The organism is Amycolatopsis sp. NPDC088138 (assembly GCF_044741685.1).
In the GTDB taxonomy this organism is placed as follows: domain Bacteria; phylum Actinomycetota; class Actinomycetes; order Mycobacteriales; family Pseudonocardiaceae; genus Amycolatopsis.
In genome coordinates, this window is sequence record NZ_JBIUTB010000003.1 from 402,696 (window position 1) to 419,298 (window position 16,603).

Consider the following 16,603-nt stretch of genomic DNA (forward strand, 5'->3'; position numbering starts at 1 on the left):
TCAGAACTGTTCGGTGCGGGCCGGGACGCCCAGCAGCAGCTTGCCGGACAGCTCGAAACTGGCCGGGTTGACCTGGAAGTGCGCGGTGGCCGTGTGCGCGTCGCGGAACCGGCGCTGCAGCGGCGACGTCTCGTAGATCGCCGCGCCGCCGGCGAGGTCGTACATGCTGTCGGCGACCTTCGCGGCGGTGCGCGTCGCGTGCGTTGCGGCCAGCCGGAGGCCGAGCTTGAGACGGTCCGGCACCGGGTCGGTGCCCTGCGCCGCCTGCCAGGCGTCGTCGATGCTCGCGTAGTAGAAGAGCCGGGCCGCGCGCAGAGCGGCCTCGGCCTCCGCGACGGCGGCCTGGGTCTGCGACCGCTCGGCCAGCGACCGGCTGGAGCCGAGCGGCTTGCGCGTCGAGGCCAGCTCGACCAGGTCGTCGATCGCGCCGCGGGCGTTGCCCAGCGCGGCCGCGGCGACGGACAGCGCGAAATAGCCGAAGAGCGGGAACCGATGCAGCGCAACGGCTTCCTCGGGCGGCCCGCCCATCACCGAGAAGACGCGGTGTTCGGGGACGAACAGTTCTTCGGCCACGCAGTCGTGGCTGCCGGTGCCGCGCAGGCCGTTGGTGTGCCAGGTGTCGAGCACCTCGATCTCCGCCTTCGGCAACGCGGCGACATACAACGCACTCTCATGCACGAACCCGGCGAAAAGCCAGTCGCAGTGCGGGATTCCGCTGCAGAACGACCAACGTCCGGAGACGACGTAACCGCCGTCGGCCTTCTTGCCGGCCCCGCGCGGCGCCCAGACGCCGGCCGCGACCGTGCGCGGGTCGCCGAAGACCTCCTCGGCGCACTTCCGCGGGGCGTAGGCCGAGAGCAGGCTGCTCGTCACGGCGATCGAGACGCACCAGCCGGCCGACGCGTCGCCGCGCGCGACCGTCTCCGCCGTCTCGAGGCTGACGGCCGGTGGCGCTTCGGGCCCGCCGAGGTGACCGGGGACGCCGCTGCGCAGGAGCTGGGCGTCGGTCAGCTTGGCAACGAGCTCGGCCGGCAGCGCGCGGTTCCGCTCGGTGACCGGCGCGAGCGTCTTGGCGAGGGCGGCACACTCGCGGGCGGCGTCCAGCATGAAACCTCCGGTTCAGAATTCTTACCGGTTCAGTTTCTTTACCGACCCGCTCGCTGTCAAGACTTGCGACGGCCACCCAGCCACGCGAGCAGCGCCCCGGCGCTGAACGCACCCGCGACGGCACCTAAGCCCGGCCCGCGCTGCACGGTGACGTTCTGCTCCAGCCGCACCGGCACCGGCGGCGCGATGACCTTGCGCTGGTTCTCCTTGGCCGTCGCGGTCCACGCCGTGACGAGCAGGAGGAAGCGCGAGACGAAGTTGGCGAACACGAGCAGGCCGATGACCGGGCCGAACAGCGCGAACGCCGGCGACTTCGTGACGCTGGCCAGGTAGAACGTGGCGGCCTGCTGCAGGATGACGAACCCGATGGACGCGAACACCGCACCCTTGACGGCGCTGCGCAGCGCGACGCGTTCGCGGGGCAGGCGCGCGATGACCCAGAGGAAGACGAGGGTGTTGGCGGCCAGGCCGAGCACGATGGTCGCGATGCGGAGCAGGACCTTCGCCCAGGTCTCGTCCGCCAGCCCGACGAGCCCGAGCAGGAAGTTCCCGACACCGCCGCCGATCGCGGTCAGCGCGAACGAGACGACGAGCGCGACACCCAGCCCGACCAGCGCGACGAGGTCCTTGAGCGTCTGCTTGACGAACGGCTGCGGCTGCTTCTCCTGACCCCACTGCGCGGTGAGCGCGTCACGCAGGTTCGCCATCCAGCCGATGCCGGAGTAGAGGGCGATGAGCAGGCCGAAGATCCCGATTCCACTGCCGGCGCCGATCGCGGCGTCCACGATGCCCTGGACGAGGCTGCGCAGGCCCGAGGGCACCGAGTCGTTGATGCTGGTCTTGATCTGATCGATGATGTGCGGGTCGTGGTTGACGACCAGCCCGACCACGGCGAAGGCGACCATCAGGATCGGGATGACCGACAGGACGCTGAAGTAGGTGATGGCGGCCGCGTAGTGGTTGCCGTACCGCTCGGTGAAGGCCTCGTTCGCCCGGATCAGGTGATCGAGCCACGGGTACTTCCGCCGCAGCCGCGGCAGGAGCTTTTCCTTCGCTTCTTCTTCGTTCGCCACCGTGAAACGCTAACCACGCCGGGTGACTCCCGCAACGCGAGCGGCCTGCGTGAGGGAGGCGAGAAGGGCCTGGTAGGTCAGTTCTTGATCACTGGCGCGCGCCGGGACGACGGTGATTCCCGGTCGCGCCCGGATGTCCAAGGGCGTCGAGAAGGTCCTGGTACGTGTGGTCGATCTTGCCCGCACGGAGAACCCTCACCCGCGGCCGATCTTCGGCGAAGGCGGCGACCCGGTCGTACATCGCCGTGAACTGGTCGTCGGTGAGCGGCTCGGCCGTCTCGATTTCCGACACGCCGCGTGCCACGCAGCGCCGGCGAGCCTCCTCACGGCCGGGGAGCAGCAGGATCTCGTGGAAGCTCGCGCCGGTTTCGCGGGCCAGCGCTTCGAGCCGCTCCGGGAACTCCGGCCGGGCCAGCAGCTGCGGCACCACGACGTCGTACCCGGCGGTCAGGTGCGTGCGCGCGGCGGCCACGGCGATGTCCCGCGCGAGGAGACCGGCCGGGCCCGGCGTCGCGCGCCAGCCTCCGATGAAGGAACGAACGTGGTCGACATCGAGCGCCAAGGCCGGCGGGTGGTCGTCGGCGTAACGCCGGGCGAGCGTCGACTTGCCGCTGCCCGGCGGGCCGTTGAGCAGGACGAGTTTCACCGCACCGGCGGCAGGAAACCGATCCGCTGGTACGTCTTGGCCAGCGTCTTCGACGCCACCTCGCGCGCGCGTTCGGCGCCCGCCGCGAGAACCTTGTCCAGCTCGGTCACGTCGTCCAAATAGGACTTGACCCGGTCCTGGATCGGCGTCACCCAGTCGACGAAGGCCTCGCCGAGGTCCTTCTTCAGGTCGCCGTAACCCTTGCCTTCGTAGGCGGCTTCGAGGTCCGGGATCGTGCGCTCGGTGAGCGCCGAGAAGATCGTCAGCAGGTTCGAGACACCCGCCTTGTTCTCGGCGTCGAACACGACCTCGCGGCCGGTGTCGGTGACCGCCGAGCGGATCTTCTTCGCCGAGCGCTTCGGGTCTTCGAGCAGCTCCACGAGACCGTTCGCGGCGGAGGCCGACTTGCTCATCTTGCTCGTCGGGTCCTGCAGGTCGTAGATCTTCGCCGTGTCCTTGATGATGTACGGCTCCGGCACGACGAACGTCTTGCCCAGCCGGTTGTTGAAGCGCTGCGCGAGGTCGCGCGTCAGCTCCAGGTGCTGGCGCTGGTCCTCGCCGACCGGGACGGCGTCCGCCTGGTAGAGCAGGATGTCCGCGGCCTGCAGGATCGGGTACGTGAACAGGCCGACGCTCGAACGGTCGGAGCCCTGCTTCGCGGACTTGTCCTTGAACTGCGTCATCCGGCCGGCCTCGCCGAAGCCGGTCTGGCACTCCAGGACCCAGCTCAGCTGGGCGTGCTCCGGCACGTGGCTCTGCACGAACAGGGCGCTGCGGCTCGGGTCGATGCCGATGGCCAGCAGCTGCGCGGCCGAGACGCGGGTGCGCTGGCGCAGCACCTTCGGGTCCTGCTCGACGGTGATCGCGTGGAGGTCGACCACGCAGTAGAACGTCTCGTGCGTGTCCTGCATCCGCACCCACTGGCGCAGCGCGCCGAGGTAGTTGCCGAGGTGGAACGAGTCGGCGGTCGGCTGGATCCCGGACAGGACCCGCGGGCGGCGGGCGGCTGCGATCTGCTCTTCGGACACGCGAGGATTCTTTCAGGCCGTGGCGCACCGACGGCGCCGAGGGGCCTCAGGCGTGCGGGTGCGGGGCCAGGAACGGGCGCGTCGGGGCCACGTCGGGCTCGGACAGGACGGCCTCCGCCAGCGCCGTCACCGGGCCGGTGACCTCCGGGACGACCGGAACGGCCTCGACGACCTCGGCGGTGGAGCGGGTCTTGCGGCGCTGGCGCAGCACACCCAGCGTCATGCCGACGATGCCGAGCGCGACGGCGACCAGGCCGACCGGGCCCAGCACACCGAAGCTGTCGGTGTTGGTGTCGGCCTGCGCGGTCGTGACGTCGGCCAGCGCCGTGGCCGCACCGGCGGCCAGCAGGCCGGCCGGGACGACGACGAGGACCGCGGCGGCGCGGAACCCGCGCAGCGTGGACCGCATCAGGAGATGACCTGGGTTGCGCACCGGAGTGCCTCCCGCGAGTGACGAGCGAAACGCTCACCCAAATGAGTGAGACGCTGCGTGCTACTGGTCAAAAAACTACCGAGCGTGTCAAGGCCTGAAGACCCGCTCGACTCGGGGCCCGAGACTAGCGCCCATCGGAGAACACGATCTGGGCACCCCCAGGGTTCACATCGATCACCCGAACGGTGTTGCGGAAGACGGAACGCTCATACCCAAAGTAGAGAGTGGCCGATCGTTGTCCGGTCGTTGGTCACCCGTTCATCGCAACAACACCTCACGTTCTGCCATTCGCCGCAGTTCACGCTGCTCCGATCGCGGCCTCTTCGCTTCGACCCCGTTTCACCCGTTGGTGATTGGTCTATACCTCTTGACGTAACTCCGAAAAGAATTCACGGCTTGGTCGGACCGCGCACGACCGGGCATGACAGCAGAGGAGTCCCGCATGTCGTTCCCCCGGTTCCTGAAGCGCGCCGGAGTGGCGGTGGGCGCACTCGCCGCCACCGCCGCGGCCGTCGCGCTCCCCACCACGACCGCGTCCGCCGCACCGTCCACTTCGGACGCTTCCTTCGTGGTCAGCGAGGCGCAGTTCGACCAGATCTTCCCAGGCCGCAACAGCTTCTACACCTACAGCGGCCTGACCGCGGCGCTCGACGCGTACCCGGGCTTCGCCAACACCGGTGACGACACCGTGAAGAAGCAGGAAGCGGCCGCGTTCCTGGCGAACGTCGACCACGAGACCGGCGGTCTCGTCTACGTCGTCGAGCAGAACACCGCGAACTACCCGCACTACTGCGACACCAGCCAGTCCTACGGCTGCCCCGCGGGCACCGCGGCCTACTACGGCCGCGGCCCGATCCAGCTGAGCTGGAACTTCAACTACAAGGCCGCGGGTGACTCGCTCGGCATCGACCTGCTGAACAACCCGTACCTGGTCGAGCAGGATTCGGCCGTCGCGTGGAAGACCGGGCTCTGGTACTGGAACACGCAGACCGGCCCCGGCACGATGACGCCGCACGACGCGATGGTCAACCAGCGCGGCTTCGGCGAGACGATCCGCAGCATCAACGGGTCCATCGAGTGCAACGGCGGCAACCCGGCCCAGGTCCAGAGCCGGGTCGACAAGTACACGCAGATCACCGGGGTCCTCGGCGTCCCGACGGGTGACAACCTGTCCTGCTGACCTCCGGCCGCGGACGAACAGGGCCTTCCCTTCCGGGGAGGCCCTGTTCTCGTTCACGGGGTGTCGTACTCCCGGAGCAGCTTGCGCAGGACGTCGTCGAGCAGACCGAGTTCCTTGCCCCGCAACGAAGAGAGCAGCTCGGTGACGTTCGCGGTGTGCTCGGTCATCGCGGCGTCGACGACCTCGAAACCCCGGTCCGTCAGGCGGATCCGGAAGCTGCGGCGGTCGTTCGGGTCGAGGGTGCGCTCGACGAACCCGGCGGCTTCGAGCCGGTCCAGGCGGCTCGTCATGCCGGCGCGGGACATCATCAGCGTCGCGGACAGCTCGGACGGGATCAGCGTGTAGGGCTTCCCCGAGCGGCGGAGCGCGGCCAGGACGTCGAACTCCCCGCGCTGCAGGCCGAACTTGCCGAAGACGCGCTCCTGCGCCGGGCCGAGCACCAGGCTCAGCCGGCCGAGCCGGCCGGCCACGCCGATGGCGGTCAGGTCGAGGTCGGGGCGTTCGCGGGCCCACGCCGACACCACGGCGTCGACGGCGTCTTCGTCAGTCACGCGGACAGTCTATTCGCTCCCAGATAGTTTGACAGCGAACTATCTGCCGTGGAACCATCTCGGCATGACAACCTTGCTGGTACGCCACGACGAAGCCGAGCAGCTCGGCACCACACCCGACACGATGACGCTGCTCGCCGACGTCTCCCAGACGGGTGGGCACCTGAGCACCAACCGCGCCTGCCTGAGCCGCGGGCGCGACGGCGCGACCCCGCACTTCCACACCTCGTCGGCGGAGATGTTCTTCATGCTCGACGGGGAGTTGGAGGTGCTTCAGGGTGAGGAGGTGGTGACGGTGCGGACGGGCGACATGCTGTTCGTGCCGCCGCACACGACGCACGCCTTCGGCGCGACTGCGCGGTCCGGCGCGGACGTGCTGATCGTGTTCACGCCCGGCGTCGAGCGGTTCGAGTACTTCCGGATGATCGACCGGATCCGGCGCGGCGAGGCGTCACCGGCGGAGATCCTGGCGTCGCAGGAACGCTTCGACAACCACTTCGTCGACAGCGAGACCTGGCGCGCGACCCGCGCGGCCTAGATGTCGTAGGTCGCGGTGACCGGCGCGTGGTCGGACCAGCGCTGGTCGTAGGCCGCGGCCCGCTCGACGACGACGTCCACGACCTTCTCGGCGAGGCCGGGGGTGGCGAGCTGGCAGTCGATGCGCCAGCCGGAGTCGTTGTCGAACGCCTGGCCGCGGTAGGACCACCAGGTGTAGGGGCCGGGGCCTTCGGGGTCGAGGCGGCGCTGGACGTCGGCGTAGCCGGCCTCGGTGTAGACCCGGCCGAGCCACTCGCGTTCCTCGGGCAGGAAGCCGGAGTTCTTGCGGTTGCCGCGCCAGTTCTTGAGGTCGGCGTTGTCGTAGGCGATGTTCCAGTCCCCGACGACGACCACTTCCCGCCCGTCGGCGGCGGCCTTGGCCCGGAGCTCGACGAGGTAGGGCAGGAACGCGGCCATGAAGCGTTCCTTCTCGTCCTGGCGCTCGGTGCCGACGTCCCCGCTGGGCAGGTAGAGGCTCGCGACGACGACCTTCGGCAGGTGGACTTCGAGGTACCGCCCGCTGTCTTCGAACTCGGGCTCCCCGAAACCGACCCGGACCGCATCGGGCTCGACGCGGCTGTAGACGGCGACGCCGTTGCGGCCCTTGGTGGCGGAGGGAGCGTGCACCGCGAACCAGCCATCGGGGTCGACGACGTCCGCGGGAAGCTGCTCCGCGGTGGCGCGCACCTCCTGGCAGCAGACGACGTCGGCCTTCGTGGCGGCGAGCCACTCGACGAAGCCCTTCTTGGCGGCGGCGCGAAGGCCGTTGACGTTCACGGTGGAGACGGTCAGCACGAACAGCACGCTACCGGCCGGGGGTGCGGTGGTCGCGGTGCCGGGTCGGGTGTGCGGTTGTTTTGCGGCTGGGCGCGGCGTTGGCGGTGGCCGCCAGGTGCGCTGGGGTCGGGCGTGCGGAGTTTCGCGGCCTGACGCGGCGTTGGTGGTGGCCGCCAGGTGCACTGGGGTCGGGCGTGCGGTGTTTCGCGGCTGGGCGCGGCGTTGGTGGTGGCCGCCGGGCGCGCCGGGGTCGGGTGTGCGGTTGTTTCGCGGCCTGACGCGGCGTTGGTGGTGGCCGCCGGGTGCGCCGGGGTCGGGCGTGCGGTGTTTCGCGGCTGGGCGCGGCGTTGGTGGTGGCCACCGGGTGCGCCGGGGTCGGGCGTGCGGTGTTTCGCGGCTGGGCGCGGCGTTGGTGGTGGCCACCGGGTGCACTGGGGTCGGGCGCAGCGGCGCGTTGGCCTCGCGGGCACGGCGGACCGTCGGCTGGGCTGGGCGTCGGGCGCACATTGGCCGTCGCGGACGTGGTGGGACGACGGGCGCGGCGCCGGCAATCGCAGGCGTGGCAGGCCGCGGGGCGCGGCGCTGGCGGTCGTGGGCATGGCAAGCCTTCGGGCGCGCGCCGTGGTCCGGGCGGCGAAATCGGGGCGAGGGACGCGACCGCTCTGTCAGACTGCCTGGCATGAGTCAGCTGACGGTGCTCGGCAGTTGCGGGGCGTTCCCGGAGGCCGGGCGGGCGTGCACCGGGTTCCTGCTCGAACACGACGGGTTCCGCGTCGTGCTGGACCTCGGGTACGGCGCCGCCTCGCGGTTGTTCGCGCACAGCCGGGACCGGCTGCCCGACGCCGTCGTCGTGACGCACGAACACCCCGACCACTGCGCGGACGTGAGCGCGCTCGGGCGAGCCTGGCACTTCACCGTCCAGGACCGGTCGCCCGGCCGGCCGCGGCTGCCGTTGCACTGCACGCCCGGCACCGTCCGGCGGCTCGAAGCGCTGGAGCCGCGCCCGGACCCGAGTGAGCTGTTCGAGGTGCACGACCTCGGCGAGCCGACGACGCTCGGACCGTTCCGGCTGACGACGTTCGCGCTGCCGCACCACGTGCCGAGCTTCGGCGTGCGGCTCACCGCGCCCGGCCTGACGGTGGCGTACACCGGCGACACGGGCCCGTCGCCGGTGCTGGCGGACCTGGGCCGCGACGCGGACCTGCTCGTCAGCGACGCCACCCACCGGACGCCACCCGACGGCCCCCGCTTCCTGCTGACCGCGGCGGAGGCCGGCCACTGGGCAGCGGCCGCCGGCGCCCGGCGGCTCCTGCTCACCCATTTCTGGCCGGGCACCGACCGAGCCGCGGCGGCAGCCGAGGCCGGCGCCGAGTTCGACGGGGAAGTGCTGGTCGCGGAGGAGGATCTCACCGTCGTGCTCTGACCCCCGTCAGGCACGGTCCCCGGGCTCGATCCTCCTCCGGACGACCTGCATCACCGCTGCGCTCCCCAGCGCAGCGCGCGACTTCCCCCGGACGCATGCACTCCCCAGCGCACCACGCCCCTGGCCGCCACTCGACCACGCCGCCCGCGCTCCCCAGCACGGTGCACAGCCCCGTGGCTCGGCGTTCAGCCGCGACCTCGGCCTCCCACGCGCACAGCCACTCAGGCCGCCATTCAGCGGCCTGCTCGCCCGCGAAACTCCCCCTGGAGACTCCGCGGACACCACCGCCGCCATGGCGCACCCACCGCCCAAGCAACCCTCCTCCCTCGGCGATCCCCTCGCCGACCTGCAACTTCCGTCGGGATCAGTTCTAGCAGCGACCACCGACAAAAAACGCACCTTGACGCCAATGGCTATGGATCGTAGCTTTAAAGCTATGCCTCATAGCCAGTCGAACCATGTCGCCTAGAGCCGGGCTCACCACCACCGCCGTCGTCGACCTCGCGCTGGGGATCGTCGACGAAAGCGGGCCCAACGACCTCACCCTCGCCAAGGTCGCCGAGCGGGCCGGGGTCGCCGCGCCGTCGCTCTACAAGCACGTCAAGAACCTCGGGGACCTGCGGCGGCTCATCGACCTGCGGGTCGTCCAGGAGATGGCCGATGCCCTGCGCACCGCCGCCACCGGGCGGGGCGGGGCCGACGCCGTCGCCGCCCTTGCCGATGCCTATCGCGACTACCTGCGGAAACACCCACACCGGACCGCCGCGCTGAGCAGCGATCCCGATCGGGGTGACGCCGAGTTGAGCATCGCTACCCACGCCGTCGCCGAAGTCGTCTTCGCCGTGCTGCGGCCCTACGGCTTCGACCACGCGCGGGCCGTGCACGCGACGCGCTGTCTTCGGGCGGCCGTCCACGGCTTCGCGGGACTCGAAGCCTCCGGCGGGTTCGGGCGGCCCGAGGACGTCGGCCAGAGCTTCGAAGTCCTCAAGACCATGCTCGTCCAAGGCCTCGAAACCTATGCAGAGAAAGAGAATCCACGATGACCTTCATCATCGCCGTACTGCTGTTCACCGTCGGGCTGGGTGTGCTCGACGCCCGCTTCCCGTGGACGGAGGCCCGCAGATGATCGCCGGGCACTTCGGGCTGGCGGCCGCGGTCAAGGCCGGCCGCCCGGCCATTCCCGTGTGGACGCTCATGCTCGCCACCGCGTGGCTGGACGTCGTGTTCGTCCCGCTCTACCTGACCGGCGTCGAGACCATCGACGGCGAGGGGTACGGCGGCGGCGTGATCCACGCCGACTACACGCACTCCCTCGTCGGCGCGCTCGTGCTCGCCGCACTGTTCGGCGCCGTCGCCGCGTGGCGGCTCGGCCGGGAAGCCGGCCTGGTGCTGGGCGCCGTCGTGTTCTCGCACTGGCTGCTCGACCTCGTCGTGCACCGCGCGGACCTGCCGATCCTGCCCGGCAACGCCGGCGACCTGCCGACGTTCGGGTTGGGGCTCTGGCGGCTGCCCGCCGTCTCGGCCGTCGTCGAGCTGCTGATGCTGGCCGTCGGCATCGGCCTCTACTGGCGCGCTGCGGCCAAGCACGACCCGAAACGCGCGCGGGTGCTGGGGCTGACCGCCGCGCTGTGCGGGGTCATCACCCTGGGCACCGACCTCCTGGGGGTGTAGGTCAGCAGGCGGAACCCTCGACCGGCGCGGTGAACGCGGCGGCGACCCACTTGTCGTCGGCCACCTTCCGGAAGCCGTTCTGGACGCCGGGCAGGGCGTCGAACTGGGCGTCACGCAGGTACTTCCCGACGATCTTCGCGTTGCCGTCTGCGGTCTCGCGGGCGTTGAGGACGTCCGCGGTCACGGTGACCTTGCATCCCGTGGCCGAGGCTCCCGACGCCTGCTTGTCCGTGTTCAGCGCGTAGATGACGATGACCGCGACGATGGCACCGAGAATCATCAGCGTTTTCTTCGACATAACGAGGACCACGCCTTCCTTCACCACGAATCCCGTCCTGCGCCAAGGGTAGGCAATCCTTTACCCGGACGAACAGCACCGGGTGGCCTAACCACCCGGAGGCGCCAACCAAACCGCCCCGGCGGTGACGCACCGTGTCCGTCCGAGCCACGCAAAAGCCCCCTTCCCGGCATTCCGGGAAGGGGGCTTCCGTCGTTCGATCAGCCCTGGGCGATCTTCTTGGCCAGGTTGTCGTCCAGCGTCGCGAGGAACTCCTCGGTCGTCTGGAACGGCTGGTCCTTGCTGATGAGCAGCGCCAGGTCCTTCGTCATCTGGCCGGACTCGACCGTCTCGACGACGACCTCTTCCAGCTTGTTCGCGAAGCCGATGAGCTCCTGGTTGCCATCCAGCTTGCCGCGGTGCTCGAGGCCGCGGGTCCAGGCGTAGATCGACGCGATCGGGTTCGTCGACGTCGGCTTGCCCTGCTGGTGCTGGCGGTAGTGCCGGGTGACCGTGCCGTGCGCGGCCTCGGCCTCGACGGTCCGGCCGTCCGGCGTGCGCAGCACCGACGTCATCAGGCCGAGCGAGCCGAAGCCCTGCGCGACCGTGTCGGACTGGACGTCACCGTCGTAGTTCTTGCACGCCCAGACGTAGCCGCCCTCCCACTTCATCGCCGCGGCGACCATGTCGTCGATCAGGCGGTGCTCGTAGGAGATGCCCTTGGCGTCGAAGTCGGCCTTGAACTCGGCCTGGAAGATCTCCTCGAAGACGTCCTTGAACTGGCCGTCGTAGGCCTTGAGGATCGTGTTCTTGGTGGAGAGGTACACCGGCAGGCCGCGGTCGAGACCGTACTGGAGCGACGCGCGCGCGAAGTCCTCGATCGACTTCTTGTAGTTGTACATCCCCATGGCGACGCCGCCGCCCTCGGGGAACTTCGCGACCTCGAACTCCATCGGCTCGGAGCCGTCGTCCGGGGTGTAGCTGATGGTCAGCGTGCCCGGGCCGGGGACCTTGAAGTTGGTCGCCTTGTACTGGTCGCCGTGGGCGTGCCGGCCGATGATGATCGGCTTCGTCCACGTCGGCACCAGCCGCGGGATGTTCTGGATGACGATCGGCTCGCGGAAGATCACGCCGCCGAGGATGTTGCGGATGGTCCCGTTCGGGGACAGCCACATCTTCTTGAGGCCGAACTCCTCGACCCGCGCCTCGTCCGGCGTGATCGTGGCGCACTTGACGCCGACGCCGTGCTTCTTGATCGCGTTCGCGGAGTCGATCGTGACCTGGTCGTCGGTGCGGTCCCGCTCCTCGATACCCAGGTCGTAGTAGTCCAGGTTCACGTCCAGGTACGGGTGGATCAGCTTGTCCTTGATGAACTGCCAGATAATGCGGGTCATCTCATCGCCGTCGAGTTCGACGACGGTGCCCTGGACCTTGATCTTGGCCATGAGCAGCGGTGCTCCTTCCGCGGATCTTCGCGTTCTTCTCTATAAGTCTCGCCGGTAGCGGTACAAGCGTACTGCTTGACGCAGCTGGATGGTTCAAGTAGTGGTCGGCATCAAGTCTCCACCCGTGGATTGTGGCCGGGATCACCGGGCACGACCCGCCGGTCACCCGATCCGACCGCTCGCAGAGCGATCGTCGCGCGATGGGGTGAACCAGGGCACGATGCCATCCGTGAACTCATCATGCGGGAGGTGACGGCCATGTCGACCCATCGGTACAGCGAATACGAAGACGAATACGAGGACTACGAAGAGCCTGCGGACGTGCTCGACGAGCGGCCGCGCCGGGGTGTCGCACACCTGGTGAGCGCGCTGGGCGGGCTGCTGCTCACCCCGGTCGCGCTGGGACTGCTGAGCTGGGGCGGGCTGCGGCAGCAACAACTGATCCAGGCGACCCTGAGCACCAACCGCGACCCGCTCGGCATCGCGCTGCTGGCCGGCGGGGCGATCCTGCTGCTGGTCGTCGCCGCGCTCGGGGCGCTGTCCGCCGTCGGCCCGATCCTGGGTGGGCTGATCTACGGCGTGCTGCCCGGCGTCGCCGCGATGGCCGTGCCCGAATGGGGCTTCAAGCTGGTCAACCTGATGCCGAAGAGCGACATCGCCTACGGCGTCATGGACTTCCTGTTCATCGGCGGGTTGCTGGGTGTCGGCTTCCTGCTCGTGGGCAGCGGCCTGGCCAACGCGCTGGTCCGGCGGCGCCGCGAAGCCTGACGAGCGCCGATGGCAAAATCGGCGGATGGGACTGTTCACCGTCGCGGAGGCATGTGACGAACTGAAGCGGCTGCGGCCGGTCCTCGACGAACTGGTGCGCGTCCGCGCCGACGCGGCCGAGCTGGCCGCGTCGCTGCGGCCGGGTGGCCGGGCGACCGAGCTGGGCGGGCTGCCCGAGTGGAAGGCCGCGCAGGCCCGGCTCGACGACCTGATGACCACGGTGCAGCACACCGGCGCCGAGCTGAAGGGCTTCGCGCCGCTGCTGGTCGACTTCCCGGCCGAGCTGGACGGCACGGACGTCCTGCTCTGCTGGCTCGAAGGCGACCCGGAGCTGGGCTGGTACCACCGGACCGACCTCGGCTTCGCGGGCCGCCGGCCACTGAAAACCGCTGGTCGTCCCGGCTAGGTTGAGGTCGTGGACCACGACAGCAGGGCCGCCGTCTTCGACGGCACGGCCGAGCGCTACGACGAAGATCCCTTCCACGCTTCGGTGGCGGAGGCGCTGGTCGCGCCCCTGCCGGACGGTCCCGAGCTGGTCCTCGACGTCGCGTGCGGGACGGGCTTCGCGGCGTACGAAGCGTTGCGACTGAAGCCGTCGCGCGTGCTCGCCGTGGACCTGTCCCCGGCGATGATCGCCCGAGCCGAGTCGAAGGCGGCTTCGCTGGACCCGTCGGGCGTGATCACGTGGCAGGTCGGGCCGGCGGTGCCGATGCCGGCCGAAGACCACACGGCCGACGTCGTGCTGTGCGCGTCCTCGCTGCACTTCCTGGGCGCGGTGGCGTTCGCCGACTGGCTGCGTGTGCTCCGGCCGGGCGGGCGGCTGGCGTTCTCGGTGGTGTCGGGGCTGCGGTTCCAGCCGTCCGGGCAGTTCGCGGAGCTGGTGCCGAAGGACCTCACGTTCCCGACGGACGAGGCTGGGGCCGGGGCGCTGGCGGCGGGGTTCGTGGACGTCTCGGCGAAGACGTTCGCGGTCGGGTCGCGGAGTGTCTTCGTGGTGCACGCGGCGGCTCCGTGAAGCTCGAGGACTGGCTGTCGCGGTTCGCCGACGGCCACCTCACGGACGTCACCTCGGACGCGGGCCGGGTCACCCTGCGGCTGGAGGCGTACACCGACTACCGGTTGACGCCGGGCGAGGTCAGTGGCATCGAGGTCTGGGAGCTCAGCGCCGATCAGGGCGAGCTGGAGATGGCCGGGCCGCCGGTCGCGGGCCACTCGCTGGAAGAACCCTGGTGCTGGGAAGACAGCGGGCTGGTCACGGTCGAGTTCATCGCGCCCCTCCGGGTCCGCGTGACGGCACCCGCCTTCGAGACGAAGCTGCTGCGGACCGAGCGGCGGCCGGTGCTCCCGGCTCCTTCCGCAAACGCTTGCACCGTGCGGCTCACCGCCCCGCTGGACCCCGCGCGGTGGCAGGAGGCCCTCGGCCCCACGGTGACCTGGCGGATTCTCGGCGGCGAGGCGAACACGCCCGCCGATCCCGACGGCTGGTTCCTGCAGCGCCGGGACCGGCTGGCGACTTCCCAAACCGGCGTTTTCTGCCGGACCGCCAGTGACCGCCTGACCCTCGACCGCCACGACGCGGACGACGGCCTGTGGCAGGCCGTCCGGCTGCTCGCGGCCGGGACCGCGAGCCGCGTGTGGTGCGGGAACTGCGTGTTCGCCCCGGCCGACTGGGTCACCTGGCTGACGACCGGGGCGCTCCCGCCCCTGGAGCGCCTCAGGCCGTGAGGGGCACCTTCATGGACTTAAGCGCCATGAGGGTGCCCCTCACGCGCGTCAGGCGTGGAAGTGGACCTCGCCGCGGGTGGCCGGGCCGTCCGGGGTGCCGCAACGCTGGACGAACGTTCCGTCGTAGTCCGTCACCTTTCCGTCGGCCGACCGGTCGAGGCGGTCGATCGTGAAGTCGGCGTAGTCGTCGCCGCAGACCAGACCGCCCGTGTAGACGAAGATCCCCGGGCCGGCCAGCGCCGGGTCGCCTTGACCGCGGAACCGCGCGCCCGTGTAGGTCCCGGTGTGCAGGGTCTCCCCGGCCGGGGGACTCAGCTCGACGTTCAGGTCCTTCAGGCCGGACTGGACGTCGATCCACAGCACGCCGTTGGACTCGAAGACGGCGATCTCGTCACCCGGCGCCGAGTAGCTCGCGGAGCCCTTCAGCGGGTGCGCGTGGTCTTCCGAGGTGTACGCGACCGTCGACACCGGATCCGCCGACGCCACCGGCACGACGGCCAGACCCAGCGCCAGCGTGACGCGGCGAGAACACCGGTACGCAGCAAGGATTTCATCAACAACCTCCCCAGTCAGGGCCGCCTCCCGCGGCACTGACGGCGATGATGGCACCGGTCGCGACCCGCGCGCCGGGTTTGCGCGGTTCGCCACTTTTCGCCGAGCCGTGCAACGGTTTCCGGTGTCCCGGTCACCGGTGCAGCGACGCGCCCTTGAGGATCTTGTCCACGGCGTTCTTCGGGCCGTGCAGCGCCAGGCCCGCCAGCGCCAGCTTCTCCCCCGGCACCGCGCGGACCGCCGCCCGGTTGTCGGCGTCGTTGCCCGTGTGGAACAGCTCGTCGGTGAAGATCGAGAGGCGCAGGCCGCGGCCGAGGGCGCGCCCGTGCGCCGCGGTGAGGACGTCCGCGGTGCCGGAGAAGACCAGCACCGGCTGGCCGAACATCGGCAGGTAGGCCGTGCCGTCGGCGTCTTCGTAGGGCTCGCCCATCAGCTCGGACTTGACGTGCGCGAGGCCGCTGACCAGGAACGCGGTGACGTTGAGCCGCTGCCAGGACGCCAGGTCGTCACGCAGCAGGACGGCGATCTTCGTGTCGAAGGAACTCATGCGAAAAGCGTCGCCCGCCGCCGACGCCCGCGTCTTGTACGTTCTTGACATGGAGGCGCGCGTCTCGGCTTGGCGGCCGGCGGTCCCGGGGATCGCCGAGGTCTTCCACGCGCGGTTCATCACGCACGCCTACCCGCTGCACACGCACGACACGTGGACGCTGCTGATCGTCGACGACGGCGTCATCCGCTACGACCTGGACCGCCACCACCACGGCGCGCTCGGCCCGGCGGTGACGCTGCTGCCGCCGAACGTCGCGCACGACGGGCGGGCCGCGACCAGCCACGGCTTCCGCAAGCGCGTGCTGTACCTGGAGGCGCCGGTGCTGGGCGAGGACCTGATCGGCGCGGCCGTCGACCGCCCGAGCCTCGCCGACGGCCTGCTGCGCACCCGGATCCACCAGCTGCACGAGTCACTGGCCGACCCCGGCGACGCGTTCGAGGCCGAAAGCCGCCTCGCGCTGGTCGCCGACCGGCTGCGCGTCCACCTCGGGCAACCCACGGCTCACGAACCGAAACGCGGGCTCGCCGACGAGCTTCGCGATCTGCTCGACGCGAAGCTGCCCGAAGCGATGACGCTCGCCGAAGCCGCCGACACGCTCGGAGCGCACCCCGCGTACCTCGTGCGCTGCTTCGGCGCGCGGTTCGGCCTGCCGCCGCACCGCTACCTCACCGGCCGACGCGTCGACCGGGCCCGGCGGCTGCTGCTCGACGGCGCGCCCGCCGCCGACGTCGCCGCGGCCGCCGGCTTCACCGACCAGGCGCACCTGACGCGGCACTTCAAGCGCTACCTCGGCACCACACCCGCCCGGTACTCGAAAACCCGCTGACCGGGCACGATCGAGCACGTTCGAAGAAAGCTCT

The 16,603-nt window shown here is 70.3% G+C and carries 21 protein-coding genes; 10 read left to right on the plus strand and 11 right to left on the minus strand.

Translation table 11 applies throughout. From position 1 onward, the window contains the following. The 5 genes from ACIOD2_RS16835 to ACIOD2_RS16855 all read right to left on the minus strand — a co-directional run bounded on the left by ACIOD2_RS16835 (position 1) and on the right by ACIOD2_RS16855 (position 4,263). A complete protein-coding gene (locus ACIOD2_RS16835) occupies positions 1-1,107 on the minus strand; it encodes an acyl-CoA dehydrogenase family protein (RefSeq protein ID WP_400538754.1) in 1,107 nt (368 codons plus the stop codon). Between the two features lie 56 nt (positions 1,108-1,163). Next, positions 1,164-2,180: an inner membrane protein YhjD gene (gene yhjD, locus ACIOD2_RS16840; RefSeq protein WP_400538756.1), complete on the minus strand. Its 1,017-nt coding sequence runs from the start codon at positions 2,178-2,180 to the stop codon at positions 1,164-1,166. An 88-nt stretch (positions 2,181-2,268) separates the two neighbouring features. Continuing rightward, positions 2,269-2,826: an AAA family ATPase gene (locus ACIOD2_RS16845; protein ID WP_400538758.1), complete on the minus strand. Its 558-nt coding sequence runs from the start codon at positions 2,824-2,826 to the stop codon at positions 2,269-2,271. Next, the gene (gene trpS, locus ACIOD2_RS16850) at positions 2,823-3,854 is read right to left on the minus strand and encodes a tryptophan--tRNA ligase (RefSeq protein WP_400538760.1); all 1,032 of its coding nucleotides are present in this window, start codon (positions 3,852-3,854) and stop codon (positions 2,823-2,825) included. The genes ACIOD2_RS16845 and trpS overlap by 4 nt, the downstream gene beginning before the upstream one ends. 46 nt (positions 3,855-3,900) lie before the next feature. Continuing rightward, complete coding sequence (locus ACIOD2_RS16855) at positions 3,901-4,263, minus strand: hypothetical protein (protein WP_400538762.1); 363 nt, start codon at positions 4,261-4,263, stop codon at positions 3,901-3,903. Between the two features lie 466 nt (positions 4,264-4,729). On the opposite strand from ACIOD2_RS16855, the gene ACIOD2_RS16860 reads away from it, so the two are divergent. After that, on the plus strand, positions 4,730-5,467 hold the full coding sequence (locus tag ACIOD2_RS16860) for a chitinase (RefSeq protein ID WP_400538764.1): 738 nt from the start codon (positions 4,730-4,732) through the stop codon (positions 5,465-5,467). Positions 5,468-5,520: 53 nt separating this feature from the next. Here the strand turns inward: ACIOD2_RS16860 and ACIOD2_RS16865 are convergent, their stop codons facing one another. Then, positions 5,521-6,018, minus strand: a complete 498-nt coding sequence (locus tag ACIOD2_RS16865; RefSeq protein WP_323329653.1) for a MarR family transcriptional regulator — start codon at positions 6,016-6,018, stop codon at positions 5,521-5,523. Positions 6,019-6,082: 64 nt separating this feature from the next. Between ACIOD2_RS16865 and ACIOD2_RS16870 the strand changes: the two genes are divergently transcribed. After that, positions 6,083-6,556, plus strand: coding sequence for a cupin domain-containing protein (locus tag ACIOD2_RS16870; protein ID WP_400538766.1), 474 nt, complete (start codon positions 6,083-6,085; stop codon positions 6,554-6,556). On the opposite strand, the gene ACIOD2_RS16875 is transcribed toward ACIOD2_RS16870, so the two are convergent. Then, entirely contained in the window at positions 6,553-7,359 is an 807-nt protein-coding gene (locus ACIOD2_RS16875) for an exodeoxyribonuclease III (protein ID WP_400538768.1), read from the minus strand. The two genes, ACIOD2_RS16870 and ACIOD2_RS16875, sit on opposite strands and share 4 nt — an antisense overlap. Before the next feature lie 652 nt (positions 7,360-8,011). Here ACIOD2_RS16875 and ACIOD2_RS16880 point away from each other — a divergent pair. From ACIOD2_RS16880 to ACIOD2_RS16890, 3 genes are all read left to right on the plus strand, one after another. Then, positions 8,012-8,755 carry an MBL fold metallo-hydrolase gene (locus tag ACIOD2_RS16880; RefSeq protein WP_400538770.1) on the plus strand — a complete coding sequence of 248 codons (744 nt, stop codon included), beginning with the start codon at positions 8,012-8,014 and terminating at the stop codon, positions 8,753-8,755. Positions 8,756-9,213: 458 nt separating this feature from the next. After that, on the plus strand, positions 9,214-9,798 hold the full coding sequence (locus ACIOD2_RS16885) for a TetR/AcrR family transcriptional regulator (RefSeq protein ID WP_400538772.1): 585 nt from the start codon (positions 9,214-9,216) through the stop codon (positions 9,796-9,798). Positions 9,799-9,877: 79 nt separating this feature from the next. Beyond that, complete coding sequence (locus ACIOD2_RS16890) at positions 9,878-10,426, plus strand: permease (RefSeq protein WP_400538774.1); 549 nt, start codon at positions 9,878-9,880, stop codon at positions 10,424-10,426. Between the two features lies 1 nt (position 10,427). Here ACIOD2_RS16890 and ACIOD2_RS16895 read toward each other — a convergent pair whose 3' ends face one another. After that, the gene (locus ACIOD2_RS16895; RefSeq protein WP_400538776.1) at positions 10,428-10,724 is read right to left on the minus strand and encodes an SH3 domain-containing protein; all 297 of its coding nucleotides are present in this window, start codon (positions 10,722-10,724) and stop codon (positions 10,428-10,430) included. Positions 10,725-10,924: 200 nt separating this feature from the next. Continuing rightward, positions 10,925-12,148 carry an NADP-dependent isocitrate dehydrogenase gene (locus tag ACIOD2_RS16900; protein WP_247060730.1) on the minus strand — a complete coding sequence of 408 codons (1,224 nt, stop codon included), beginning with the start codon at positions 12,146-12,148 and terminating at the stop codon, positions 10,925-10,927. Positions 12,149-12,406: 258 nt separating this feature from the next. On the opposite strand from ACIOD2_RS16900, the gene ACIOD2_RS16905 reads away from it, so the two are divergent. Genes ACIOD2_RS16905 through ACIOD2_RS16920 form a run of 4 tightly spaced genes read left to right on the plus strand, consistent with a single transcriptional unit; the run spans position 12,407 to position 14,641 of the window. Then, a complete protein-coding gene (locus ACIOD2_RS16905; protein ID WP_400538779.1) occupies positions 12,407-12,916 on the plus strand; it encodes a hypothetical protein in 510 nt (169 codons plus the stop codon). Between the two features lie 25 nt (positions 12,917-12,941). Beyond that, positions 12,942-13,322 carry a DUF2203 domain-containing protein gene (locus ACIOD2_RS16910; protein ID WP_400538781.1) on the plus strand — a complete coding sequence of 127 codons (381 nt, stop codon included), beginning with the start codon at positions 12,942-12,944 and terminating at the stop codon, positions 13,320-13,322. 9 nt (positions 13,323-13,331) lie between these two features. Beyond that, positions 13,332-13,931, plus strand: a complete 600-nt coding sequence (locus tag ACIOD2_RS16915; RefSeq protein ID WP_400538783.1) for a class I SAM-dependent methyltransferase — start codon at positions 13,332-13,334, stop codon at positions 13,929-13,931. Next, the gene (locus tag ACIOD2_RS16920) at positions 13,928-14,641 is read left to right on the plus strand and encodes a hypothetical protein (RefSeq protein ID WP_400538785.1); all 714 of its coding nucleotides are present in this window, start codon (positions 13,928-13,930) and stop codon (positions 14,639-14,641) included. The genes ACIOD2_RS16915 and ACIOD2_RS16920 overlap by 4 nt, the downstream gene beginning before the upstream one ends. A 48-nt stretch (positions 14,642-14,689) precedes the next feature. On the opposite strand, the gene ACIOD2_RS16925 is transcribed toward ACIOD2_RS16920, so the two are convergent. Together ACIOD2_RS16925 and ACIOD2_RS16930 are read right to left on the minus strand one after the other, a co-directional pair. Next, entirely contained in the window at positions 14,690-15,133 is a 444-nt protein-coding gene (locus tag ACIOD2_RS16925) for a hypothetical protein (protein ID WP_400538787.1), read from the minus strand. Positions 15,134-15,326: 193 nt separating this feature from the next. Beyond that, complete coding sequence (locus tag ACIOD2_RS16930; protein WP_400538789.1) at positions 15,327-15,740, minus strand: DUF2000 family protein; 414 nt, start codon at positions 15,738-15,740, stop codon at positions 15,327-15,329. A gap of 49 nt (positions 15,741-15,789) precedes the next feature. Between ACIOD2_RS16930 and ACIOD2_RS16935 the strand changes: the two genes are divergently transcribed. After that, positions 15,790-16,569, plus strand: coding sequence for a helix-turn-helix domain-containing protein (locus ACIOD2_RS16935; RefSeq protein WP_400538791.1), 780 nt, complete (start codon positions 15,790-15,792; stop codon positions 16,567-16,569). Positions 16,570-16,603: the final 34 nt, after the last annotated feature.

Coding starts and splice junctions, on each gene's coding strand:
- ACIOD2_RS16835 (WP_400538754.1), bottom strand. CDS start 1,107: ATGCTGGACGCCGCCCGCGAGTGTGCCGCCCTCGCCAAGACGCTCGCG.
- ACIOD2_RS16855 (WP_400538762.1), bottom strand. CDS start 4,263: ATGCGGTCCACGCTGCGCGGGTTCCGCGCCGCCGCGGTCCTCGTCGTC.
- ACIOD2_RS16860 (WP_400538764.1), top strand. CDS start 4,730: ATGTCGTTCCCCCGGTTCCTGAAGCGCGCCGGAGTGGCGGTGGGCGCA.
- ACIOD2_RS16870 (WP_400538766.1), top strand. CDS start 6,083: ATGACAACCTTGCTGGTACGCCACGACGAAGCCGAGCAGCTCGGCACC.
- ACIOD2_RS16880 (WP_400538770.1), top strand. CDS start 8,012: ATGAGTCAGCTGACGGTGCTCGGCAGTTGCGGGGCGTTCCCGGAGGCC.
- ACIOD2_RS16885 (WP_400538772.1), top strand. CDS start 9,214: ATGTCGCCTAGAGCCGGGCTCACCACCACCGCCGTCGTCGACCTCGCG.
- ACIOD2_RS16890 (WP_400538774.1), top strand. CDS start 9,878: ATGATCGCCGGGCACTTCGGGCTGGCGGCCGCGGTCAAGGCCGGCCGC.
- ACIOD2_RS16895 (WP_400538776.1), bottom strand. CDS start 10,724: ATGTCGAAGAAAACGCTGATGATTCTCGGTGCCATCGTCGCGGTCATC.
- ACIOD2_RS16900 (WP_247060730.1), bottom strand. CDS start 12,148: ATGGCCAAGATCAAGGTCCAGGGCACCGTCGTCGAACTCGACGGCGAT.
- ACIOD2_RS16905 (WP_400538779.1), top strand. CDS start 12,407: ATGTCGACCCATCGGTACAGCGAATACGAAGACGAATACGAGGACTAC.
- ACIOD2_RS16910 (WP_400538781.1), top strand. CDS start 12,942: ATGGGACTGTTCACCGTCGCGGAGGCATGTGACGAACTGAAGCGGCTG.
- ACIOD2_RS16930 (WP_400538789.1), bottom strand. CDS start 15,740: ATGAGTTCCTTCGACACGAAGATCGCCGTCCTGCTGCGTGACGACCTG.
- ACIOD2_RS16935 (WP_400538791.1), top strand. CDS start 15,790: ATGGAGGCGCGCGTCTCGGCTTGGCGGCCGGCGGTCCCGGGGATCGCC.